The 21,819-nt window shown below is 74.3% G+C and carries 21 protein-coding genes and 1 riboswitch; of the genes, 6 read left to right on the forward strand and 15 right to left on the reverse strand.

Features of this window, described 5'->3' with window-relative positions; all coding sequences use genetic code 11:
• From F8279_RS22525 to F8279_RS22555, 7 genes are all read right to left on the reverse strand, one after another.
• Positions 1–759, reverse strand: a 759-nt coding sequence (locus F8279_RS22525; protein ID WP_091419795.1) for a hypothetical protein, incomplete at its 3' end; no start/stop codon positions are given.
• A gap of 16 nt (positions 760–775) precedes the next feature.
• Positions 776–1,627, reverse strand: coding sequence for a PspA/IM30 family protein (locus tag F8279_RS22530; RefSeq protein WP_091419792.1), 852 nt, complete (start codon positions 1,625–1,627; stop codon positions 776–778).
• 127 nt (positions 1,628–1,754) lie between these two features.
• Positions 1,755–2,195, reverse strand: coding sequence for a helix-turn-helix domain-containing protein (locus F8279_RS22535; protein ID WP_091419790.1), 441 nt, complete (start codon positions 2,193–2,195; stop codon positions 1,755–1,757).
• A 208-nt stretch (positions 2,196–2,403) separates the two neighbouring features.
• On the reverse strand, positions 2,404–2,961 hold the full coding sequence (locus tag F8279_RS22540) for a CinA family protein (protein WP_151500964.1): 558 nt from the start codon (positions 2,959–2,961) through the stop codon (positions 2,404–2,406).
• 59 nt (positions 2,962–3,020) lie between these two features.
• Complete coding sequence (gene pgsA / locus F8279_RS22545; protein ID WP_192580747.1) at positions 3,021–3,602, reverse strand: CDP-diacylglycerol--glycerol-3-phosphate 3-phosphatidyltransferase; 582 nt, start codon at positions 3,600–3,602, stop codon at positions 3,021–3,023.
• Between the two features lie 47 nt (positions 3,603–3,649).
• Complete coding sequence (gene rimO / locus F8279_RS22550) at positions 3,650–5,152, reverse strand: 30S ribosomal protein S12 methylthiotransferase RimO (protein WP_151500966.1); 1,503 nt, start codon at positions 5,150–5,152, stop codon at positions 3,650–3,652.
• Positions 5,153–5,201: 49 nt separating this feature from the next.
• Positions 5,202–6,125 carry an ornithine cyclodeaminase family protein gene (locus tag F8279_RS22555; protein WP_192580748.1) on the reverse strand — a complete coding sequence of 308 codons (924 nt, stop codon included), beginning with the start codon at positions 6,123–6,125 and terminating at the stop codon, positions 5,202–5,204.
• 96 nt (positions 6,126–6,221) lie between these two features.
• Positions 6,222–6,287: riboswitch (guanidine-III (ykkC-III) riboswitch) on the forward strand.
• 60 nt (positions 6,288–6,347) lie between these two features.
• Between F8279_RS22555 and F8279_RS22560 the strand changes: the two genes are divergently transcribed.
• Entirely contained in the window at positions 6,348–6,662 is a 315-nt protein-coding gene (locus F8279_RS22560) for a multidrug efflux SMR transporter (protein ID WP_151500968.1), read from the forward strand.
• An 84-nt stretch (positions 6,663–6,746) separates the two neighbouring features.
• Positions 6,747–6,989: a hypothetical protein gene (locus tag F8279_RS22565; protein ID WP_026268018.1), complete on the forward strand. Its 243-nt coding sequence runs from the start codon at positions 6,747–6,749 to the stop codon at positions 6,987–6,989.
• 64 nt (positions 6,990–7,053) lie between these two features.
• On the opposite strand, the gene F8279_RS22570 is transcribed toward F8279_RS22565, so the two are convergent.
• Positions 7,054–9,510: a DNA translocase FtsK gene (locus F8279_RS22570; RefSeq protein WP_151500969.1), complete on the reverse strand. Its 2,457-nt coding sequence runs from the start codon at positions 9,508–9,510 to the stop codon at positions 7,054–7,056.
• 113 nt (positions 9,511–9,623) lie between these two features.
• Between F8279_RS22570 and F8279_RS22575 the strand changes: the two genes are divergently transcribed.
• The gene (locus tag F8279_RS22575; protein WP_151500970.1) at positions 9,624–10,103 is read left to right on the forward strand and encodes a YbjN domain-containing protein; all 480 of its coding nucleotides are present in this window, start codon (positions 9,624–9,626) and stop codon (positions 10,101–10,103) included.
• Entirely contained in the window at positions 10,100–11,824 is a 1,725-nt protein-coding gene (locus F8279_RS22580) for a YbjN domain-containing protein (protein ID WP_151500971.1), read from the forward strand. The genes F8279_RS22575 and F8279_RS22580 overlap by 4 nt, the downstream gene beginning before the upstream one ends.
• Positions 11,825–11,913: 89 nt before the next feature.
• Here the strand turns inward: F8279_RS22580 and F8279_RS22585 are convergent, their stop codons facing one another.
• The 6 genes from F8279_RS22585 to F8279_RS22610 all read right to left on the reverse strand — a co-directional run bounded on the left by F8279_RS22585 (position 11,914) and on the right by F8279_RS22610 (position 19,122).
• Entirely contained in the window at positions 11,914–13,464 is a 1,551-nt protein-coding gene (locus F8279_RS22585; RefSeq protein WP_151500972.1) for a S1 family peptidase, read from the reverse strand.
• Between the two features lie 174 nt (positions 13,465–13,638).
• On the reverse strand, positions 13,639–15,327 hold the full coding sequence (locus F8279_RS22590; RefSeq protein ID WP_151500973.1) for a ribonuclease J: 1,689 nt from the start codon (positions 15,325–15,327) through the stop codon (positions 13,639–13,641).
• Between the two features lie 51 nt (positions 15,328–15,378).
• Entirely contained in the window at positions 15,379–16,305 is a 927-nt protein-coding gene (dapA, locus tag F8279_RS22595) for a 4-hydroxy-tetrahydrodipicolinate synthase (protein ID WP_151500974.1), read from the reverse strand.
• Between the two features lie 52 nt (positions 16,306–16,357).
• Positions 16,358–17,095, reverse strand: a complete 738-nt coding sequence (thyX, locus tag F8279_RS22600; protein ID WP_091420240.1) for an FAD-dependent thymidylate synthase — start codon at positions 17,093–17,095, stop codon at positions 16,358–16,360.
• Between the two features lie 115 nt (positions 17,096–17,210).
• Complete coding sequence (locus tag F8279_RS22605; protein ID WP_151500975.1) at positions 17,211–17,903, reverse strand: DUF2752 domain-containing protein; 693 nt, start codon at positions 17,901–17,903, stop codon at positions 17,211–17,213.
• A complete protein-coding gene (locus F8279_RS22610; protein WP_151500976.1) occupies positions 17,893–19,122 on the reverse strand; it encodes a winged helix-turn-helix domain-containing protein in 1,230 nt (409 codons plus the stop codon). Before F8279_RS22610 ends, F8279_RS22605 begins: the two co-directional genes overlap by 11 nt.
• Positions 19,123–19,241: 119 nt before the next feature.
• Here F8279_RS22610 and F8279_RS22615 point away from each other — a divergent pair, with 119 nt between their 5' ends.
• Positions 19,242–19,787: a GNAT family N-acetyltransferase gene (locus F8279_RS22615; RefSeq protein WP_151500977.1), complete on the forward strand. Its 546-nt coding sequence runs from the start codon at positions 19,242–19,244 to the stop codon at positions 19,785–19,787.
• Here F8279_RS22615 and F8279_RS22620 read toward each other — a convergent pair.
• Positions 19,692–20,996 (reverse strand): glycosyltransferase family 87 protein, encoded by a 1,305-nt coding sequence (locus tag F8279_RS22620; protein WP_151500978.1) that lies wholly within the window; start codon positions 20,994–20,996, stop codon positions 19,692–19,694. The two genes, F8279_RS22615 and F8279_RS22620, sit on opposite strands and share 96 nt — an antisense overlap.
• A gap of 35 nt (positions 20,997–21,031) precedes the next feature.
• Here F8279_RS22620 and F8279_RS22625 point away from each other — a divergent pair, with 35 nt between their 5' ends.
• Positions 21,032–21,625 (forward strand): GNAT family N-acetyltransferase, encoded by a 594-nt coding sequence (locus F8279_RS22625; protein WP_091419749.1) that lies wholly within the window; start codon positions 21,032–21,034, stop codon positions 21,623–21,625.
• Positions 21,626–21,819: the final 194 nt, after the last annotated feature.

Raw genomic sequence — 21,819 nt, forward strand, 5'->3', positions numbered from 1 at the left:
GGGGGCGCGCAAGGGGGTGCGGAGTTCGGCCAGGGCGGAGGCCACGCCGTGCAGCAGGTCGGTGGCCTCGGTCAGCCGCGCGGCGGCCGGGTGCTCGGTGTTCGGGCGCGCGTCCTCGGCCACGTAACCGGCGGCGGCCACCACCAGCCGCTCGTACGCGGCCACCCCGTCCTCCAGCTGGGTCACCAGCGTGGCGTGCACCTCGTTCAGCGTGCTCTGCGGGGTGAGCTTCGCCGCGCGTTCCACGCCCGCCACCCGGGTCGCCAGCTCACGCAGGGACCGGTCCGCCTCGGCCGCCTCCCGGACCGCCGGCTCGGCGAGCCCGGTGAGCCGCCCGGCCAGCCCGGCCAGGGTGAGCGCGGCCCGGTCCAGCCGGGCCCACGGCTCGGCCGCGGCGGTGCCGCGCAGCGCGAGGCGGGAGCGGACCCGGCGTACCTCGGCCACGACGCCCGGCCCGACGGGCAGCCGCTCGACCGCGGCGACCAGCCGGGCGCGGGAGCGGGCGGCGGCCTCGGCCGGGTCCAGCGCGGGCGGTGGCGGCACGGCGGCCAGTGCGCGGTGGTCGACCCAGCGCCAGGCGGCCACCGCGATCGCGCTGCCCGCGGCGCCGGCCCAGGCCGCGTCCGCCAGGCCCAGCCCGGCGTACGGGGTCAGCACCGCGGCGGCGCCGCCGAGCCCTCCGGCCAGCACGCTCCACCGCCGCGCCGAGTTGTGCAGTCTGCGCAGCCTGCGGAAGTGCCGGGCCCGTTCGTCCGCCATCGTGTCCGCCCCTCCGTCAGCCGGTCGTGGTCTCCCCGGTGCCGCGCTCCCGGCTCATGCTGGCCCGGATCTCGTCGAGCCGGGCCGCGGCGGCCGGGTCGGCCGGCTGCCCCACGGCGGGGGTCTCGGACCGGCTGCCGAGCTGCTCGCCGGCCATGCTCGACCGGATCTGTTCCAGTCTCGCCGATCCGGCCGAGTCGAGCGTGGCCTTCTGGATCTCCAGCATCCGGCCCTCGACCGAGTTGCCGGCCAGCTCGGCCCGGCCCATCGCGGTGGCGTAGCGGCGTTCGATCCGGTCGCGTACCTCGTCCAGCGAGGGGGTGTTGGCGGGCGCGGTGAGCGACGACATCGACTCCAGCGAGCGGGCCACGCTCTCCTGCATCTTGGCCTGCTCCAGCTGGCTGAGCAGCTTGGTGCGCTCGGCCAGCTTCTGCTGGAGGATCATCGAGTTGTTCTCGACCGCCTTGCGGGCCTGCGCGGCCGCGCCGAGCGCCTGGTCGTGCAGTGTCTTGAGGTCTTCCAGCGCCTGCTCGGCGGAGACCAGCTGGGTCGCGAGCATCTGGGCTGTCTGCTCGTAGCGCCCGGCCTCGGTCTCGTCGCCCCGGCCCCGGGCCTGGTCGGCCACGGCCAGCGCCTGCCGCGCGTTGCCCTGGAGCTGCTCGACCTCGGTCATCTGCCGGGACAGCTTCATCTCCAGCTGGCGCTGGTTGCCGATCACCGCCGCCGCCTGCTGGACCAGCGCCTGGTGCTGGCGCTGCGCCTCCTCGACGGCCTGCTGGATCTGCACCTTCGGATCGGCGTGCTCGTCGATCTTCGCTCCGAAGAGCGCCATCAGGTACTTCCAACCCTTGACGAACGGGTTCGCCATCTCCGCCTCGTCCCCTCAGTAGCGTCGCGCCTACATCGTCCCAGCCGGACGCCACTCCGGCACCCGTACGCTCCTGATCAACAGTACGACCCGAACGCCAGCACTGCCCACGGCGCGGTGGCCGGGGTCAGGCGGCGCAGACCACATCCCGCTCGGCGGGGCGTACGCGGGTGCTGCGCAGCGTGGCCTTGAGCGGCGAGTCCTGCCGGACCTGGACGGCGACCCCGCCGTCGGAGGTGACCTGCCGGACACCCCTGTTCGTCGCCTTGCGGACGGCGGCCGGAGCCACCGAGGCCGGCTCGTCGGCCACCGGCACCAGCACGCCGGGCATCTGCTCGGCCAGGGCGACCGTGTCGCTCACCTCGCGCAGCAGCTCGGACAGGCGGGCGCCGAGCGCGTCGCAGATCGCGGCCAGCAACTCGCTGGAGGGCTCCTTCTGGCCGCGTTCGATCTCAGAGAGGTAGCCGAGGCTGACGTTGGCCGCGGAGGAGACCTCGCGGAGGGTGCGGTGCTGCCCCTGCCTGCGTGCCCGCAGCGCGTCACCGATCACCCGGCGTAGCAGGACCATCGCACCTCCCCCTGAACGGGACCACCATCCCCGGCCGTTCGCGTCGCGCCGGACGCGGCGGACCGCTCCGGCGCCGACGGCGACCGCCGGAGCCTTCCCGCAACCGTACCCGTTGGTCGCCACGACGACATCCCACCCCGCCTCCCCAATCCGGGCGGATCGGCCGGTCCGGCGGTCCCGCCGCCGGGCGTGCCGGCGTGACGCCGGCTCACCGGTGGCCGGCCCCGGCCGGATCGGGCGCGCCGGCGTCCTGGGGCAACTGGATGCGGTCGGCGAGCAGGCGCAGCGCCTCGATCACCGCGGCCGAACGGATGTGGTCGCGACCGCCGTCGAGGTCGAGCCGGCGCACCTGCGTGCCGTCCGGCCCGGCGACCGCCACGTAGACCAGGCCGACCGGCTTGTCGTCCTGCGGCTCCGGCCCGGCCACACCGGTGGTGGCCAGGCCCCAGTCGGCGCCGCACCGCTGCCGTCCGCCCTCGGCCAGCGCGGCCGCCACGTCCGGGTCGACCGGGCCGCGGTCGGCCAGCAGGTCCTCCGGTACGCCGGCGAGCGTCGCCTTGAGTTCGGTGGCGTAGACCACCATGCCGCCCCGGTAGATCGAGCTGACCCCGGCGATCTCCACGATCGCGGCGGCGAGCAGGCCGCCGGTCAGCGACTCGACGGTGGCCAGCGTCTCGCCGCACTCGTGCAGCCGGTGCACCACGGCGGCCGCCGGGCTGCCGGCGGGCTGGTGGTCTCTCGCGTCGGTGTCCATGCCCGCCCCCATTTCCCGCACCACGCCGGCTTACTCGTCCGCCGCCCGGATCGACGGACCCGCCGACCGGCTCAACGGGCCGGGCGGCGCAGCCGCAACGCCTGGGCGATGTAGTCGAACCCGGTGACCACGGTGACCACCACGGCCGCGCCCATGATCCACGGCCCGACCGGGGCGAGCGCCTCCGGCATCGGCCAGAGGTACCAGGTGATGGCCAGGATCTGCAGCGCGGTCTTGACCTTGCCGCCCCGGCTGGCCGCGATCACGCCGTGCCGGATCACCCAGAAGCGCAGCGCGGTGATGCCCAGCTCGCGGGCCAGGATGACCACCGTCACCCACCAGGGCAGCCGGTCGTAGAAGGAGAGCAGCACCAGGGCGGCGCCGGTGAGCGCCTTGTCGGCGATCGGGTCGGCGACCTTGCCCAGCGAGGTGACCAGTTCGTACCGGCGGGCGATCCAGCCGTCGACCAGGTCGGTCGCGGAGGCCACCACGAAGATCACGCAGGCGGCCGTACGCCAGCCCGCGTTGCTCATGCCGGAGGCGATCACGGTGGCCGCGAAGACCGGCACCAGCATCAGGCGCGCGCCGGTGAGCAGGTTCGCCGCGTTGAGCAGCGGTACGGGGGCAGCCGCCGTCGACTCCGCTCCCGTCATGTCCCGCATCGCCCCACGTGGCTTCCCCGCTCCGTCCGGGCCCGCCGTCACCGTACCGCGCCGGGCGCCGCCGAGATCATCTCATCCGGTACGGCGATCAGGTCCACACCCTCGGTCGCGGTGACAGTGGCCCGGACCAGGTCGCCGGGGCGCAGCGCGGCCAGGTCCACGCCGCCGCCGACGGGCGCGACGAGCGTAGTCGAGCCGTCGACCTCGGGCGCCTGGTGGGCGGCCCGCCCCTCCACCACGCCGTCGGCGGTCGAGTCCACGAGCACCTCCACCGTCGCGCCGAGGCGTTCCTCGGCGCGCTGCGAGCAGAGTTCGTCGGCGAGCGCGCTGAGCTTATCGTACCGCCGCTTGACCGTGGCGGCGGAGACCTTGCCGGTCAGTCCGGCGGCCTCGGTGCCGTCCTCGTCGCTGTAGTCGAACATGCCGATCGCGTCCAGCCGGGCCTCGGTGAGGAACCGGACCAGCTCGGTCACGTCCTGCTTCGTCTCGCCGGGGAAGCCGACGATGAAGTTGCTGCGCGCGCCCGCGTCCGGCGCCAGCGCGCGGGCGGACGCCAGCAGCTCCAGGAACCGGTCGGTGGAGCCGAAGCGCCGCATCCGGCGCAGCACCGGTTCGCTGGAGTGCTGGAACGACAGGTCGAAGTACGCGGCCACGCCCGGCGTGGTGGCGATCACCTCGACCAGACCGGGCCGGGTCTCGGCGGGCTGGAGGTAGCTGGCGCGTACCCGCACGATCCCGTCGATCGCGGCGAGCTGGGGCAGCAGCTTCTCCAGCGCGCGGGGGTCGCCCAGGTCCTTGCCGTACGAGGTGGAGTTCTCGCTGACCAGCACCAGCTCCCGTACGCCGGTCTTGGCCAGCCACTCGGCCTCGGCGAGCAGCTCGTCCGGGGTACGCGAGACGAACGCGCCGCGGAACGCCGGGATGGCGCAGAACGCGCACCGCCGGTCGCAGCCGCTGGCGAGTTTGAGCGAGGCCACCGGGCCGGTGTCGAGCCGGTGCCGCAGCACCTGCCGCAGGTGGGCCGGGGTGTGCGCGTCGGTCTCCGGTGCGACCCGGGCCGGGGTGCCGTGCCCGGGCAGCGACACCGCCGCGTCGCGGCGCTTCACCGGCGTCAGCGGCAGCAGCTCCCGCCGGTCGCGGGGGGTGTGCGCGCCGATCGCCTCGCCGGCCAGCACCGAGTCGAGCCGGGCGGCGATGTCCGGGTAGTCGTCGAAGCTCAGCACCGCCTGCGCCTCGGGGAGACTGTCGGCCAGCTCACGGCCGTACCGCTCGGCCATGCACCCGGCGGCGACGACCTTGGCGCCGGTGTCGGCGGCGGCCAGCAGCGTCTGGATCGAGTCCTGCTTGGCCTTCTCCACGAACCCGCAGGTGTTCACCACCACCACGTCGGCGCCCTCGCCGTCGGTGGTGACCTGCCATCCGTCGGCGTGCAGCCGGGCGGCCAGCTCCTCCGAGTCGACCTCGTTGCGGGCGCAGCCGAGGGTCAGCAGGGCGACGCGGCGCCCGTCGGATCGCGGGGTGGAGGAGGAGGCAGACACCATCCGAGGGTACCGGGCCGGTTCCGGACCGCCGCGCACCCGTCCGGCCGGTTCAGCGGGCGGACACGGCCACCCGGGCCAGCCGGTCGAGGAGGAACACCTCCGTGCCGGCCAGGCCGGTGGAGCAGAAGACCGAGATCTGGTCCGCGGTGGTCCGGCCGGGAGCCTCGCCGGCCAGCACCGCGCCCAGGTCGCGCAACCGCCCGGCGTACGGCTCGACGGCGGCGAGCATCGGCGGGACGTACGCGGCGGCCTGCCCGGGCGAGTCGGTGACCAGCAGGTCGGCGGCGTCGAGCAGGTCGGTGCCGAACTCGTGCCGGTCGGCCTGCTTGAAGCCGACCGTGTTGACGTGGGTGCCGGGTGCCAGGTCGGCGGCGTCGAGCACCGGGACGGTGCTGGTGGTGGCGAGCACCACGACGTCGCGGTCGCGCACCGCGGCGGCGGCCGAGCCGACGGCGCGGGCGGGCACGCCCAGCTCGGCGCGGACCCGCACGGCGAACGCCTCCCGACGGGCCGCCGAGCGGCTGTACACGGTCACCTCGCGCAGCGGCCGGACCGCCGCCGCGGCCCAGACCTGGGTCCACGCCTGCCGGCCGGACCCCACCACGCCGAGGGTGGCGGCGTCCGCGCGGGCCAGGGCGTCCACCGCCACGCCACCGAGTCCTCCGGTACGCCGGGAGCCGAGTTCCTCGCCGACGGCGATGGCGCGTACCGCGCCGGTGGTCGCGTCGTGCAGCACGACGAGCTGGCCGCTCTCCGGATGGCCGAACGTGTCGTACGAGCGGAAGCCGTACCACTGCCCGGTGAGGTGACCGGCGGTGAGCACCATCCGGCCCCCGCCCAGCGGCGCGGACGCCCGGGGCGGGGCGATGAGCCGCCCGGCGTACGCGGCCAGCAGCGCGTCCCGCATGGCCGCGACGGTGAGCGGGGCGTCCACGGCGGCCGCGACGTCGTCGTCGGAGAAGAGCAGGGTCATGGCATCCATCCTGCAACTTGAAGTTGACGTCAACTCCACCCATGGTGGCCTTTCTCACCACGCCGCCGGTCCGGCCCGCCTGGTGCTACCGTCGGCCACGACGGCCCGCGGGCCGTCCCGGACGAGTGGTGGGCGTACCCGGTCAGGCCAAGACGCCCCGCGTGACCCGACCGTCGCCCGGCCTGCTCCCGCGCCGGGCCCGCCCGTCAGAGGTGATGTCCCATGGCCTGGATCGTGCTGGTGATCTCCGGACTCCTGGAGACCGCGTGGGCGATCTCGCTGGACCGCAGCGCCGGCTTCACACGTCCGCTCCCCTCCGCCGTCTTCGCCGTCACACTGGTGGCCAGCATGGCCGGCCTGGCGTACGCGCTGCGCGACATCCCGGTCGGCACCGGCTACGCGGTGTGGGTCGGCATCGGCGCGGTCGGCACCGCGCTGGTCGGGATGCTCGCGCTCGGCGAACCGGTCAACCTGCCGCGCGTGGCCTGCCTGCTGCTGGTGGTGGCCGGCGTGATCGGGCTCAAGCTCTTCGCCTGATCGCGCGCATCCGGTTTGGACGATGCGCCGCCCGGGGTACCCGGTCTCCCGTTGACCGACAGAGCGATCATCACGGAGGACCCCATGGCCGACATCCACGCCAGCGCCCGTCCGCGCAGCAACGCCGCCCGGATCTGCACGATCATCGCGTTCGTCTTCGCGGCCCTCGCGATCTTCCTGTCCCCGCTGATCTTCGGCGTCCTCGGCCTGATCCTCGGCATCGTCGGCGCCGTCCTCGGTGACAAGCCGCTGGGCTGGTACGCCGCCGCCGCGAGCGTGGTCGGCGCGATCATCGGCGCCGTGCTCGTCGCCGCCCTGCTCAACTGACCCGCAACCGCCGACGGCGGCTCCCACCGAATGGTGGGGGCCGCCGTCGTCCGTTGCAGGGCCGTCAGTCCTCGCCGCCGCGCAGGCCGGCCAGGACCTCCTCCAGCTCGTCCGGCTTGACCAGCACGTCGCGGGCCTTGGAGCCCTCGGACGGGCCCACCACGCCCCGGGTCTCCATCAGGTCCATCAGCCGGCCCGCCTTGGCGAAGCCGACCCGCAGCTTGCGCTGGAGCATCGAGGTCGACCCGAACTGCGAGGTGACCACCAGCTCGACCGCCTGCACGAGCAGGTCCAGGTCGTCGCCGATGTCCTCGTCGATCTTCTTCTTGCTGTCCTGCGCCGGGGCGAGCACGTCCGGGCGGAACTCCGGCTCGCGCTGGTCCTTGCAGAACTTGACCACGTCGGCGATCTCGCGCTCGGTGACCCAGGCGCCCTGGATGCGCTGCGGCTTCGACGCGCCCATCGGCAGGAACAGGCCGTCGCCGCGGCCGAGCAGCTTCTCCGCGCCGGGCTGGTCCAGGATGACCCGGGAGTCGGCGAGCGAGGAGGTGGCGAACGCGAGCCGGGACGGCACGTTCGCCTTGATCAGGCCGGTGACCACGTCGACCGAGGGCCGCTGGGTCGCCAGCACCAGGTGGATGCCGGCGGCCCGGGCGAGCTGGGTGATCCGGACGATCGAGTCCTCCACGTCGCGCGGCGCGACCATCATCAGGTCGGCCAGCTCGTCCACGATCACCAGCAGGTACGGGTACGGCCGCATCTCCCGCTCGCTGCCCGGCGGCGCCTTGATCTCGCCGTTGCGCACCTTGCGGTTGAAGTCGTCGATGTGCCGGACCCCGTTGGCGGCGAGGTCGTCGTAGCGCATGTCCATCTCGCGGACGACCCACTCCAGCGAGTCGGCCGCCTTCTTCGGGTTGGTCACGATCGGCGTGACCAGGTGCGGGATGCCCTCGTAGCCGGTCATCTCGACGCGCTTCGGGTCGATCAGCAGCAGCCGCACCTCGTCCGGGGTGGCCCGGGTCAGGACGGACACCAGCAGCGAGTTGAGGCAGGACGACTTGCCCGCGCCGGTCGCGCCCGCGATCAGGATGTGCGGCATCTTCGCAAGGTTGGCCACCACGTAGCCGCCCTCGATGTCCTTGCCGAGCGCCACCACCATCGGGTGGTGGTCGCTGGTCGCCTCACGGGAGCGCAGCACGTCGCCGAGCGACACGTTCTCCGGGTCGGTGTTCGGGATCTCCACGCCGACCGCGCTCTTGCCCGGGATCGGGCTGAGGATGCGGACGTCCGGCGACTTCACCGCGTACGCGATGTTCCGGGACAGCTGGGTGATCCGCTCGACCTTGACGCCCGGGCCCAGCTCCACCTCGTACCGGGTGACTGTCGGGCCGCGGGTGAAGCCGGTGACGGCGGCGTCCACGTCGAACTGCTCGAAGACGCCGGTCAGCGCGGCGATCACCTCGTCGTTGGCCTTGCTCCGACTCTTCGGCTTGGCGCCGCTGCCGAGCAGGTTCGCCGGAGGCAGCGTGTAGTCGCCGGCCAGCCCGGTGAGCGCGAGCTGCTCGGCGCGGGTGGGCAGCGGCGAGTGCTCCGGCGGCTCGACCGGCTTGCGGTTCGCCGGCACCTTCGGCGGCTTGCGCGGCAGCACAAGCGTTTCCTGGAGGTCGACGCCGGCCAGCTCGTCGTCCGGGTCCAGCGGCTCCAGCGGCGGTGGCATCCGCTTCGCCGGGCGCCTACGGGCCGGTTTCGGCGGCGCCTCGTCCTCGGCGAGCTCGTCCTCGTCGTCCGGCCCGGCCGGGTCGGCGCGCAGGCCGAGCCGCTCCGGGATCTTGTTGATCGGCGTCGCGGTGACCACGAGCAGGCCGAACACCAGCAGCAGGAGCAGCAGCGGCATGGCCACCCAGGCGGTCACCGCCGACTTCAGCAGGTCACCCACGCCCGCGCCGATCAGGCCGCCGGCGAAGTCACGCTGGACCTCGTCGACCGGGTTCTGCCCGATGTGCAGCATCGCGGCGGTCGCCAGCATCATCGAGCCCCAGCCGACCAGGCCACGACCGCGGTGCTCGGGGTCGGCCGGGCTCCGCATCAGCCGCCACGCGCCGACCATGAACAGCACCGGAAGGATTATCGAGATGGCGCCGATGAACAGGCGTACGGTGTCGGCCAGGTGCCGGCCCACCGGCCCGGCGCCGCCGCCCCAGATGCCCACCGCGCTGAGGATCGCCAGGCCGAACAGGAGCAGCCCGCCACCGTCGCGGCGGTGCTCCGGATCCAGTTCCCGGGTGGACGCGGCCTGCCGCCCGGCCGCCCGGAACGCCCAGCCCACCGAGTGGGCCAGTCCCATCCAGACGGCGCCCACGGCCCGGCCGACGAACGCGGCCGGGCCCGGCCCGGGAGCCGGGCGCCGCCGCGCCGTTTTCCGCGCCGCCGTCTTCTTCGCCGGTTGCCGGGCGCGGTTGTTCGTGGTGCCACGCGGCGACGCGCCGCGCCGCCGGCTCGCCTGAGAGGTACGGCCCGCCATAGAGTCACGGTAACGGCGGCACCCGGTGGATCGCCGCTTTTCCGGGTCGTGTCCGCGCGTCGCAGCACGGGTCGGACCGTCGTTTGTGTTATTCGCCTCAGAAGGGATGCCCGATGGCGTCGCCGGAGATCGAGGACGGTCCGGACGGTCCGCTGGCCGGACACCCGCAGGAACTGCGCCCGCTGACCGGTGAGCTGATCGCCGCCGTGCTCGGCCACCGGGGGTACGCGGTGGTGGAGGAACCCGACGGCGCGTTGGTGGGCCGCTGGGAGCGGAACCTGATCTGGTTCCACCGCCGGGGCGCGGCCGGCGAGCTGCTCCAGGTACGCACAGTCGTCGCGCACCACTTCGGCATCGAGCGCGTGACCGAGCTGCACGCCTTCTGCAACGCGTGGAACCACGACCGGCTCTGGCCGAAGGCGTACGTGCACGTCGCCGACGACGGGTCGGCCCAGGTGTGCGGCGAGGTCACCACCGACCTGGAACGCGGAGTGACGCCGCACCAGCTCGACCGGCTCGTCGACTGTGGCGTGACCACCGGGTGCCAGCTCGCCGACGCCGTCGACGAGCTGGCCGGCGGGACGCTCCGGTGACCACGGCACGCGACCGGGGGCTGGCCGCCGCGCTCGCCGACGCCCGGGACCGGCCCGACGGCGCGGAGCGCTGCGCCGAGCTGGAGCGGATCGCGTCCCGGGCGGACGCCACCGGCGACCCGCGTACCGCCCTGTCGGCGCGGTTCGCGCTCGTCGAGGCGTACCTGCACCGGGGCGAGCGGTGGCGTGCGGTGGAACCGGTCCGGCGGATGCGGGCCACGCTGGCCCGGCACCCCGGCCTGCTGGACGCCCGCCCCGACGAGCTGACCCGGTTGCGCCGGCACCAGCGGCAGGCGGTGGAGGCGTCGTTCGGCACGCCCCGGGTGGGCCTGGACCAGGCGCGGTCCCTGTTGGACGCGCTCGCCGCGGAGCTGGGCGAGGACGCGGCGCCGGTGGCGGAGCTGCGCTGCCGGCTCGCCGACCATCTCGGCGACGAGCCGGCCGCCCGGCGCGCGTACGAGCGCTGGTCGGCGGCGGACGCCACGGACCCGGTGGGTGGCTGTGCGGGGTGCGCCCCGGCGCGGCGGGCCGACCTGCTGGCCGGCTGGGGCGAGCCGGACGCGGCAGTTGCGGCGATGGCGCCGGCGCTGGCCGGCTGGGTCGAGCCGCAGGCGGCGACTGCCGGCAGTGGCAGGTCGCGGGCGGGAAGAGGCGGCTCACGGGCGGCGCGGACCGAGCGGGGCGAGCCGCCTGCCGGACCGGCCGGCGGGGACGAGCCACGGATGGCGCCGAGCGTGGCGGGCTGCACGGACCAGCCGGAACGGGCGCTCGCCGTGGGGCTGCTGCCGTGGCTGCGTACCGGCGCGGTGACGCGGGCGGCCCGGGCGCACGTGCGCGCGTACCGCCGGCACCGCGGCGAGCGGACCGCGTTCCCGCTGCTCGCCGCGCACCTGCGCTTCTGCGCACTGGGCGGCTACCTGCACCGCGGGCTGGAGATCCTGACCGAGCAACTGCCCGAGCTGGACCGCCCGGCCGACGACCTGTCGGCGATGGAGTTCGCCGCGGCGGGCGCGCTGCTGTGCGGCCTGGCCACCGAGGCCGGGCTGGGCGGGCGGCGGATCCACCGCCCCGGGCACGGTTCCCGACCCGCCGCCGAGGTGGACGTGGCGACGCTGGGTACGCAGTTGCAGGCACTGGCGACAGCGCTCGCCGGCAGCTTCGACGCCCGCAACGGCACCGGGCACCAGTCCGGCCGGATCGCGTCGTGGCTGGCCGAGCGGCCGCTCGCCGCGCCGGTGTCGCTGGCTGCCGAGAGCGAGTTCGACGAGGAGCCGGAAATTGATCCGGCCGATCCCGGGCCGCCCGGACCGGAGGAACCGGCACCGCTGGACGCGGCGCTGCTCGCCGCCGCGCTCGACGCCCGGGGCGAGCCGTACACGCCTGAGCCGGACGGCACGCTCACCGGGCGGTGGGGCGAGGCCACGATCCAGTTCCGCCTGCTCGGCCGCCTGGGCGACGTGCTGCACGCCCGGGTGGTGGCGCAGCGGCGGCTGCCGGCCGGGCGGCGCGCCGAGGCGTACGCGTTCTGCAACGCCTGGAACCACGACCGGCTGCTGCCCGCCGCGTACGTGCACGAGCCCGGCGACGGGACGCTGGTGCTGGCCGCCGGCGTCTCCACCGACCTGTCGTGCGGGGTGGCCCCGGCGCAGCTCGCGGTGCTGGTGGCCGCCGCTGTCCGCACCGGTACCGCGTACGCCGAAGCGGTCGCCGCGCTGCCCTGAGCCGCCGCACCGGCGCACCGTGACGCGACGCGGCGCGGCCCCCGACCACCGGGCGGTGGTGGTCGAGGGCCGCGGTCTGGGTGCGGCGGTCAGCGGGCGGAGAACGCCAGCGTGTACTCGCCGGAGCCGGACAACCCGACGACGCGGTACCGGTAGGCGCCGGCCTGGGTCTCGGCGGTCAGCCGGGCAGTGCCGTCGGCGGAGACCGCGCGGGCCACGGTGCGGAACGCGCCGCCGGTGAAGCGTTGCAGCTCCAGCACGACGCGGGCGCCGTCCGGCGCGGACAGGCACGCCTCCTGGGTGCCGCCGGGCACCCGGAAGAAGCGCCCGTCCGGCTGGACCTGGGTCCGTCCGGCGGCGATCCGGCCGGTCCGGCTCACCTGACCGGAGCAGTCGGTGTCGTCCCCCGGCGGGGTCGGTTCGGCGGTCGCGGGCGGGGTGGTCTCGCCGCCGCCGGCCGGAGGCTGGGTGGGCGCCGGCTGGTCACCGGCGGTCACCAGCGTCAGATTGTTGCGCTGGAGGATCTCGTTGACCGGCTGGAAGAACGTGGTGCCGCCCCGGGTGCAGTCGCCCGAGCCGCCGGAGGTGACACCCTGCGCCTGGTCGCCGGAGAGCCACGCGCCGCCGGAGTCACCCGGCTCGGCGCAGACGTTCGTGCGGGTCAGCCCGGTGACCGTCCCCTCGGGGTAGTTGACTGTCGCGTTCTTCGCCTGGATCAGGCCGCATCGGGTGCCGGTGGTGGAGCCGGACCGGCAGATCGACGCGCCGACCGGCGCCTCGGTGGAGCCGTTCACCGCCACCGTGCCGCCGTCGTTGAAGTCGGTCACCACGCCCTGCGGCGTCCAGTCGCCGTTGACCCGCACGAACGCCCAGTCGTCACCGGGGAACGAGGAGGCGGCGAACGTGCCCTGGGCGACCCGGTTGGATCCGGTGGTGCGGTCCCCCGGCCGGCCGCAGTGCCCGGCGGTGACGAACCCGCCGACCACGGAGAAGCCGACCGAGCAGCGGCCCGCGTTGTTGATCAGGAAGGCGTCGCCGCCCCGCACGTCGAACAGCGGACGCGGGGCCTCGTCGGCGGTACGCACCCGGACCATGGCGGCCTTCGACCCCGCGGCGGCGGCGAGCCGTCGGCCGTCGGCCTCCGCGCCCGGCCGGGCGATCACGACCACCGCGTTGTCGGCCACGTCGACGTACCAGCCGGCGACGTCCGGGCTGGCGTCGGCGCCCGCCGCGTCCAGCCGGCTCTTCACCGCGTCCAGCTCGCCGACGCCGCGGGCGACCCGCTTCGGGACCGCGCCCGCAGCCCGCACCCGCGCCTCGCCGGCCGGGTCGGCCACCGCCACGGTGAGCGTGGCGCCGTCCTCGCTGAGCCAGCTCCCGCCGTAGCCGGCGCCGAGTTCCCCGCGCAGCCGGGTGACGGTGCCGGCCGCCCACCGCTCGGTCCGCAGCCGCTTCACCGCCTGGTCGCGGGTCAGCGCGAGGTCGCGGCCCATCGCGTCCAGGACCTCCGGGGCGACGCCGTCGGCCGCCGGTGCGGCCCGCCGCGGCCCTTCACCGGCGAACGACGGCAGGGTCACCGCCGCGGTCAACCCGGCCGCCGCCACCAGTACGCCGATGGCTGTCATCCGTCTGCGGTCCATCCGCCACGCTCCTCCCGACCGGCGCAGGGGCACGCCGGCCGTCGGGAGGTACGGAGACGGACGCCGATCGGATGAGTGCGGGCGGCACGTTTCGACGCGGCGTGTCGGGGCGTAACCGGAAAGCGACGACGCCGGCCCACCCCGGAGGGTGGACCGGCGCGCGGCGCGGTCGGGTCAGACCTCGACGACGGTCGGGACGATCATGGGCCGACGGCGGTACGCGTCGTTGACCCAGCGGCCCACCGTGCGGCGGACGATCTGCTGGAGCTGGTGCGGGTCGGTGATGCCGTCCGCGGCGGCCCGGTTCAGCGCCTCGGTGACCAGCGGGATCACCGGGTTGAACGCGGCCGGGTCCTCGGAGAAGCCCTTCGCCGAGACGGTCGGCCCGGCGACCACCTTGCCGGTGACCGAGTCGACGACGACTGTCGCGGCGATGAAGCCGCCGTCGCCGAGGATCCGGCGCTCGGTGAGCAACGACTCGCTGACGTCGCCGACGGCGAGACCGTCGACGTAGACGTACCGGCTCTTGACCCGCCCGACCAGGCTGGCACGGCCCTCGACCAGGTCGACCACGTCGCCGTCCTCGCAGATCACGACCCGGTCCGGCGCGACGCCGGACTCGATGCCGAGCCGGGCGTGCGCCCGCAGGTGCCGCCACTCGCCGTGCACCGGCATCAGGTTGCTCGGGCGTACGACGTTGAGCAGGTAGAGCAGCTCGCCGGCCGGGGCGTGGCCGGAGACGTGCACCTTCGCCACGTCCTTGTGCACGACCACGGCGCCGGCCCGGGCCAGCCGGTTGATCACCCGGTAGACCGAGGTCTCGTTGCCGGGCACCAGCGAGGACGCCAGCACGACCGTGTCGCCCGGCGCGATGGTGATGTGCCGGTGGTCGCCGCTGGCCATCCGGCCCAGCGCGCTCATCGGCTCGCCCTGCGAACCGGTGGACATCAGCACGATCTGCTCGGGCGGCAGGTTCGTGGCCTCCTCGATCCCGACCACCAGGCCGGGCGGGATGTTGAGCAGGCCCAGGTCGCGGGCGATGCCCATGTTGCGGACCATGGACCGGCCGATCAGCGCCACCTTGCGGCCGTGCTCGGCGGCCGAGTCGAAGACCTGCTGCACCCGGTGCACGTGCGAGGCGAACGAGGCGACGATGATCCGCCCCTTGGCCTTCGCGAAGATCGAGTCCAGGACCGGGCCGATCTCCCGCTCCGGCGTGACGAAACCGGGGATCTCCGCGTTCGTCGAGTCGGACAGCAGCAGGTCGACGCCCTCGGCGCCGAGCCGGGCGAACCCGGCCAGGTCGGTGATCCGCCCGTCGAGCGGAAGCTGGTCCATCTTGAAGTCACCGGTGTGCAGCACCAGGCCGGCCGGGGTACGGATGGCCACCGCCAGCGCGTCCGGGATCGAGTGGTTCACCGCGAAGAACTCGCACTCGAACGGGCCGAGCCGTTCCCGGCCGCCCTCCCGCACGGTCAGTGTGTACGGCTGGATCCGCCGCTCGGCCAGCTTCGCCTCGACGAGCGCGAGCGTGAACTGGGAGCCGACGAGCGGAATGTCCGGCTTGTGTGCGAGCAGGTACGGCACGGCGCCGATGTGGTCCTCGTGGCCGTGCGTGAGCACGATCGCCTGCACGTCGGCCAGCCGGTCCAGGATCGGGCCGAAGTCGGGCAGGATCAGGTCCACACCCGGCTGCTCGACGTCGGGGAACAGCACCCCGCAGTCGACGATGAGCAGCTTGCCGTCGTACTCGAAGACGGTCATGTTCCGGCCGATGGCGCCGAGTCCGCCGAGCGGGATGATCCGCAGGCCGCCCTCGGGCAGCGGCGGGGGCAGCTCACCCTCGATGTGCGCCTCGGTCACGCGTCACCTCATTCTGCGACGCCGTCGCGCGGCGTCCGTCGTGTCGTTGATTCATTCGGGCAGGGGCAGGCCCGCCGCGGCGCAGTCGGCGCGCAGCTGGGCCAGTTCGTCACCGGTGGCGTCGACGAGCGGCGGCCGCACCGGACCGGCCGGGCGACCCTGCGCCCCCAGGCCGGCCTTGACCAGGATCGTGCCCTGGGTGCGGAAGATGCCGGTGTAGAGCGGCAGCAACTGCCGGTGCAGGGCGAGCGCCCGGGCGTTGTCGCCCGCCTCGAACGCCTCGATCATCTGCTTGGTCAGCGCGCCGGTGAAGTGGGTGGAGGTGCCGACCACGCCGACCGCGCCGACCGACAGCATCGGCAGGGTGAGCGCGTCCTCGCCGCTGTAGTAGGCCAGGTCGGTGCGGCTGAGCACCTCCGAGGTGGCGAACAGGTCGCCCTTGGCGTCCTTCACCGCGACGATCCGGCCGTGCTCGGCCAGCTTCACGAGCGTCTCCGTGGCGATCGCCACGCCCGTGCGGTGCGGGATGTCGTAGAGCATGACCGGCAGGCCGGTGGCGTCCGCGACGGTGGTGAAGTGACGCAGCAGCCCGGCCTGCGGCGGCTTGTTGTAGTACGGCGTGACCACCAGCAGACCGTGCGCGCCGGCCTTCTCGGCCTGCGTGGCCAGCTCGACGGTGTGCCGGGTGTCGTTGGTGCCCACACCGGCGACGATCCTGGCCCGGTCGCCGACCGCCTCGACCACGGTACGGATCAGCGACTCCTTCTCCGCCTCCGTGGTGGTCGGGGACTCGCCGGTGGTGCCGTTGAGCACCAGCGCGTCGTTGCCCTGCTGGTCGACGAGATGTTCGGCCAGCCGGGCGGCGCCGTCGAGGTCGAGGCCACCGTCCGGCGTGAACGGGGTCACCATGGCCGTCATCACCCGCCCGAACGGGCGCGACGCGCCCCGGCTCGGGGCGGCGGAGTGGTCGTGCGTCATGCTCACAACCTAGCGGACGGCCGCCGGTGGCCCGGCGGCGAAGGGCGACGAGTCACTCCGCGTGCGGCGACGCCGCCACCTCGGTGCCGTCGGGCAGGGTGGAGATCACGAAGTCGGCGAAGACGTTCGGCGCGACACCCTTGAGCTGGCGCAGGCACTCCACCGCCAGCTCGCGGATCTCCACGTCGGCGTGCTCGGTGGCGCGCATCTTGACGAAGTGCCGCCAGGCCCGGTAGTTGCCGGTCACGACGATCCGCGTCTCGGTGGCGTTCGGCAGCACCGCCCGGGCCGCCTGGCGGGCCTGCTTGCGGCGCAGCGTCGGGTTGGGCTCGTCGGTGAAACGGGACTCCAGCCCCTCCAGCAACTCGGTGTACGCCCGCACCGCCGCGTCGGTGGCCTCGACGAACTTCTTGTGCAGCTCCGGGTCGTCGGCGATCACCGACGGCTCGACCATCGCCGCGTCCCGCTCCGGCACGTAGCGCTGGGACAGCTGCGAGTAGGAGAAGTGCCGGTGCCGGATCAGCTCGTGCGTGAACGAGCGGGAGACGCCGCTGAAGTAGAAGCTCACCGAGCCGTGCTCCAGCACGCTCAGGTGGCCGACCTCCAGGATGTGCGCCAGGTAACCGGCGTTGGTCGCGGTGGCCGGGTTCGGCTTCTTCCAGCTCTGGTAGCAGGCCCGGCCGGCGAACTCGGCGAGCGCCTGCCCACCGTCGGCGTCGGTGGACCACGGCACCTCTTCGGGCGCCTGGAACTGGGTCCACGCGATCAACTTGACCTGGGGCTGAACCATCTCCGGCATTCCTGCGACTGTAGTGGCCGCGCCGTCGCCGTGGAAATCGGGCACGCGGCCGACCAGCGGGCGCTCCGCCCAGGTGTCCAAGATCTCGCGGAGGGCTCGGCCCCGGTCAGACGTAGAGCGAGGTGAAGGGGGCCCAGGGGAGATTACGGGCCACCGAGAAGACCGCCCAGGCAGCCAGGAACATGCCGACGACCTTGGGGCTGAACTGGAGCTCGGGAAGCTTCCAGCCGAACGCCCGGTTGCCGGCCCAGGCCACGAAGAGCCAGGCCAGGAACGGCAGCGCGAAGATGAACAGGAAGTGGTGGCGGGCCGCGGCGGGCAGGTCGCCGTGCAGCACGTACCAGAGCGCGCGGGTGCCGCCGCAGCCCGGGCAGTCCAGCCCGGTGGTCAGCTTGAGCAGGCAGGTCGGCGCGGCGTCCGGGTCGCTCCGGGTCGGGTCGCTGATCAGCGCGTACGCGATGCCGATGCCGACGCAGCCGAGCGCGGCCAGCGGCACCGCCCAGCGCGGGGCGCGGGCGTGCAGGCGCATCACCATCCGGGTGAACCGGTCGGCCTCGACCGGCTGGTACGCCACCGGGTAACCCCCGGGCCACGGTGCTCCGGGTGCTCCGGCGGGAGCATGCGGACCGGCGTGCGCGTGCGCCTCGGCGTGCGAAGGCTGCCCGGCGTGCGCGAAAGCGTGCGCCTCGCCCCGCGGCCCGGACTCCGGCTCCTGCGCGTGCCCGTGCGGGTCCGGCTCGGGGTGCGGGTCGGGCGCGGCGGCAGGCCGGTCAACGCTCGTCACGCGCTCACCGTACACCGGCCACGCCCACCAGCGCGGCGGCCAGCGGCCCCGCCAGGTCGCCTGCGGTGGGCGGGGCGACCGCGTCCAGGCCGAGCCAGCCGGCGAGCCGGTACAGCTCGGCGGCGAGCGCCACAGCGGTCTCCCCCGGGTCGGCCCCCGGCTCGACCCAGGCGGCGGGCACCAGCAGCACCCCGGCCTTCCGGTCGGCCTTCAGGTCGACCCGGGCGGTGAACCGCTCGCCCTGGCGGAACGGCAGCACGTAGTAGCCGTAGACCCGCTGCGGCGCCGGCACGTAGATCTCGATCCGGTAGGTGAAGCCGAACAGCCGCTCGGTGCGCGCCCGTTCCCAGACCAGCGGGTCGAACGGGCTGACCAGCGTGTTGCCACGCACCCAGCGGGGCAGCCGGGCGTCCGCGTGCAGGTAGGCGGGGTGCCGCCAGCCCTGGACCGTGACCGGGGTCAGCTCGCCCGCCTCGACCAGCTCGGCCACCGCCCGCCGGGCCCCGGTGACCGGCAGCCGGAAGTAGTCGCGCAGCTCCGGTTCGGCGGCGACGCCGAGCGAACGGGCGGCCATCGAGACGAGCGTGCGGTGCGCCTCGGCGTCGGTCGGGGTGGGCGCGTCCAGCACGGCGGCCGGGAGCACCCGCTCGGGCAGGTCGTAGCGGCGGGCGAACGAGTTGGTGCGGTCGGCGGCGGTGACCTCGCCGGCCCAGAACAGGAACTCCAGCGCCCGCTTCACCGCCGACCAGTTCCAGCCCCAGTTGCCGGTCTCCCGTGGCGCGTCGTGCTCGATCTCGGCCGCGGTCAGCGGCCCTCTCGCGGCGACCTCGTCGCGGACCCAGGCGACCAGCTCGGGCTGCTCCTCGGCGATCCGGCGCATCCCGCCCCAGGACTCGTCGCGGGCCTTGGCCATCCGCCAGCGCAACACCGGGTGCAGCCCCACCGGCACCAGCGACGCCTCGTGCGCCCAGTATTCGAACAGCTCGCGCGGGCGGCGGTAGGCGGCGGTGTCCAGCAGCGCGGTCGGGTAGGGCCCGAGCCGGCTGTAGAGCGGCAGGTAGTGCGCCCGCTGGAGCACGTTCACCGAGTCCATCTGGATCAGCCCGACCCGGTCGAGCACCCGGCGCAGGTGCCGCCGGGTGGGCACGCCGGTGGGCGCCGGGTCGGCGAAGCCCTGGGCGGCCAGGGCGATCCGGCGGGCCTGGGTGAGGGAGAGCGATTCCGATACGGCCATCGTCGGCGACCCTAATCCAGCGGTACGACATGACGCCTCCGGACCGCCACGCGATGCTCGACGCGCCGGGCCGGGAGCGGCGGCTGGACCGATCGCCCGCCGGGGCATAGAACGGACAGGTGCTCACCATTCGCCGGGAGGAACCGGACGACGCCGAGGCGATCGCCCGGGTGCACGTCCACGGCTGGCAGGCGGGTTACGCCGGGATCATGCCCGAGGAGGTGCTGAGCCGGCTGAACCCCCGCGCCTGGGCACAGCGCCGCCGCGACCTCGGCACCGCCGACCCGGAGCACCCGTTCACCACGCTCGTCGCCGAGGACGGCGGCACGATCGTCGGGTTCACCACGTTCGGGCCGTACCGGAACAACCAGGACCGCAGCGACCTCGACCCGGCGCACGGCGAGCTGGTGGCGATCTACCTGGAGCCGACGCACTGGGGCTCGGGCGCCGCGCGGACGCTGCTCGCGGCGGCCCGCGACGGCCTGGCCGAGCGGGGCTGGACCGGATACCGGCTCTGGGTGCTCGCCGACAACGCCCGCGCCCGCCGCTTCTACGAGCGGGCCGGTCACTCACCGGACGGCGAGGAGTCCACCTACCCGGTGCCGCTGTCCGGCGGCCTCGCCCCGATCCTGCTCCGCGAGCTGCGGTACACCACCGGAAGCTGACCCGGCCGGGAGGTCACCGCCGGGCCCCTCCCCGCCGGTCGGCGTGAGCCACCGCCGGATCGGCAGCCCGAGCAGCAGCGCCAGGCTGATCCACACGTACGTGTTGCTGCCGAGGAAACCGTCCACGCCGGTGAAGTCCTTCTCCCAGGACCAGACGATCCGGCTGCACAGCAGCGCGTACCCGATCAGCGCGGCGGCCAGCAGCAGACGGCGCCGGCGGCTGCGCGCGGGCGCCGCCGTGCCGTTGTCGACGAGCAGGATCAGCCCGGGCAGCAACCAGACCAGATGGTGCACCCACGTCACCGGGCTGACCAGGCACATCACGGCGCCGGTCAGGGCCAGGCCGGTGGCCTCGTCGCCGGCGGCCACCGCCGCCCGCGACCGCCACCCCCAGATCACGAGCGTCAGGAGTACGAGCACCAGCCAGGCGATCGTGCTCGGGTGCTGCGGGTCGAGCCGGGCCACCACCCCGCGCAGCGACTGGTTGGAGACGAACGCCAGCTCACCGACCCGGTCGGTGTTCCACAGCGCCTCGGTCCAGAACTCCCGGGAGGCGTCCGGGAAGAGACCGGCGGCCACGAGCGTGGCGACGGCGGCCGTGCCGACGGTGGTGAGCGCGGCCCGCCAGCGGCCGGTGACCAGCAGGTAGACGATGAAGATGCCGGGCGTCAGCTTGATCGCGGTGGCCAGGCCGATGCCCACGCCCGCCCAGCGGCTGCGCGCCGGCAGCAGCCACAGCAGGTCCACCGCCACCAGGAACAGCAGCAGCATGTTGACCTGGCCGAAGTTGACCGTCTCGCGCATCGGCTCGTACGCGGCGGCCAGGCAGAACGCGACCGCGAGGGCGAACCAGCGGGTCCAGCCGGACCGGCGGGCCACCGGGTCCAGCAGCCGCCAGATCACCACGGCGCTCGCCAGCACTGTCGCGGTCACGCTCACCACGATCGCCGCGCCCCACGGCAGGTACGCCATCGGCAGCATCACCAGCGCGGCGAACGGCGGGTAGGTGAAGCCGTACTGCGTGCCGGGGCGCAGGAAGTCGTAGATCTCCCCGCCGTCGCGCGCCCAGTACGTCAGCGCGCCGTAGTAGACCTGGAGGTCGAAGAAGCCGTGCCGGACCGCCGCCACGGAGAGGAACACGGTGACCGCCGCGGCGAGCGCCACCACGGCGACGACCTGCGTGATCGTCCGCCCGGCACCCTGCGCCACCGTCACCCTCCTCGCCCTGCGTAGGCTCACGTGCCATGGCTGCAGGCTACGTCCGGCCCGCGCGTCCCGAGGACGCCGGCGAGATCGCACGCATCCAGCTCGCGACCTGGCGGGTCGCGTACCGCCGGATCCTGCCACGGCACGTGCTCGACAACCTCGACGAGGCGTACCTCGCGCGGCGGTGGGGCGCGGCGGTGCAGGAGCCGCCCTCGGGCGCGCACCGGGTGCTGGTCGCCGTCGAACAGGCGGCGCAATCCTATCTGGTGGGGTTCGTCGCCTCCGGTCCGGCCGATGCCGACGCGCTCGCCCCCGACGAGCCGGCCGAGGCGCTCGCCTCGGGCGTCGCTGCGGTCACGGACCTGCTGGTCGAGCCCCGGTGGGGGCGGCGCGGGCACGGCAGCCGGCTGCTCGCCGCGGCTGTCGACCACTGGCGCGCCGACGGCCTGACCCGGGCGGTGGCGTGGGCGTTCGACGCCGACGCGGCGACCCGGAACTTCCTCGGCTCGACGGGCTGGGAGCCGGACGGGGCGTCCCGCGCGCTGGACGTGGACGACATGCTGGTCCCCCAGATCCGCCTCCACGTGGCGATCCCGGAGACCGCAGAGGAAAATTCCTCAGCCGACCGATGAGTTCCAGCCCCGCCGCCGGTCCACCCTCTCGTGGGTGGGCCGGCGGTCCCGGCACGGGGCGGGACCGCCACCCCACCCCACTCCACCCCATCCTTGACCCCGTCGATCATGAGGTTGACGGCCTTTTCGATCTCCTTAAATGCCGCCAACCTCATGATCGCCGGGGTCAAGGATGGGGTGGAGTGGGGTGGGGT

The organism is Micromonospora sp. AMSO1212t, assembly GCF_008868145.1.
Lineage (GTDB): Bacteria > Actinomycetota > Actinomycetes > Mycobacteriales > Micromonosporaceae > Micromonospora > Micromonospora tulbaghiae.

Excerpts from the sequence above, each read along its gene's own strand:
- F8279_RS22530 (WP_091419792.1), bottom strand. The coding sequence starts at position 1,627 with ATGGCGAACCCGTTCGTCAAGGGTTGGAAGTACCTGATGGCGCTCTTC.
- F8279_RS22535 (WP_091419790.1), bottom strand. The coding sequence starts at position 2,195 with ATGGTCCTGCTACGCCGGGTGATCGGTGACGCGCTGCGGGCACGCAGG.
- F8279_RS22540 (WP_151500964.1), bottom strand. The coding sequence starts at position 2,961 with ATGGGGGCGGGCATGGACACCGACGCGAGAGACCACCAGCCCGCCGGC.
- pgsA (WP_192580747.1), bottom strand. The coding sequence starts at position 3,602 with ATGACGGGAGCGGAGTCGACGGCGGCTGCCCCCGTACCGCTGCTCAAC.
- rimO (WP_151500966.1), bottom strand. The coding sequence starts at position 5,152 with ATGGTGTCTGCCTCCTCCTCCACCCCGCGATCCGACGGGCGCCGCGTC.
- F8279_RS22555 (WP_192580748.1), bottom strand. The coding sequence starts at position 6,125 with ATGACCCTGCTCTTCTCCGACGACGACGTCGCGGCCGCCGTGGACGCC.
- F8279_RS22560 (WP_151500968.1), top strand. The coding sequence starts at position 6,348 with ATGGCCTGGATCGTGCTGGTGATCTCCGGACTCCTGGAGACCGCGTGG.
- F8279_RS22565 (WP_026268018.1), top strand. The coding sequence starts at position 6,747 with ATGGCCGACATCCACGCCAGCGCCCGTCCGCGCAGCAACGCCGCCCGG.
- F8279_RS22570 (WP_151500969.1), bottom strand. The coding sequence starts at position 9,510 with ATGGCGGGCCGTACCTCTCAGGCGAGCCGGCGGCGCGGCGCGTCGCCG.
- F8279_RS22575 (WP_151500970.1), top strand. The coding sequence starts at position 9,624 with ATGGCGTCGCCGGAGATCGAGGACGGTCCGGACGGTCCGCTGGCCGGA.
- F8279_RS22585 (WP_151500972.1), bottom strand. The coding sequence starts at position 13,464 with ATGGACCGCAGACGGATGACAGCCATCGGCGTACTGGTGGCGGCGGCC.
- dapA (WP_151500974.1), bottom strand. The coding sequence starts at position 16,305 with ATGACGCACGACCACTCCGCCGCCCCGAGCCGGGGCGCGTCGCGCCCG.
- thyX (WP_091420240.1), bottom strand. The coding sequence starts at position 17,095 with ATGGTTCAGCCCCAGGTCAAGTTGATCGCGTGGACCCAGTTCCAGGCG.
- F8279_RS22610 (WP_151500976.1), bottom strand. The coding sequence starts at position 19,122 with ATGGCCGTATCGGAATCGCTCTCCCTCACCCAGGCCCGCCGGATCGCC.
- F8279_RS22625 (WP_091419749.1), top strand. The coding sequence starts at position 21,032 with ATGGCTGCAGGCTACGTCCGGCCCGCGCGTCCCGAGGACGCCGGCGAG.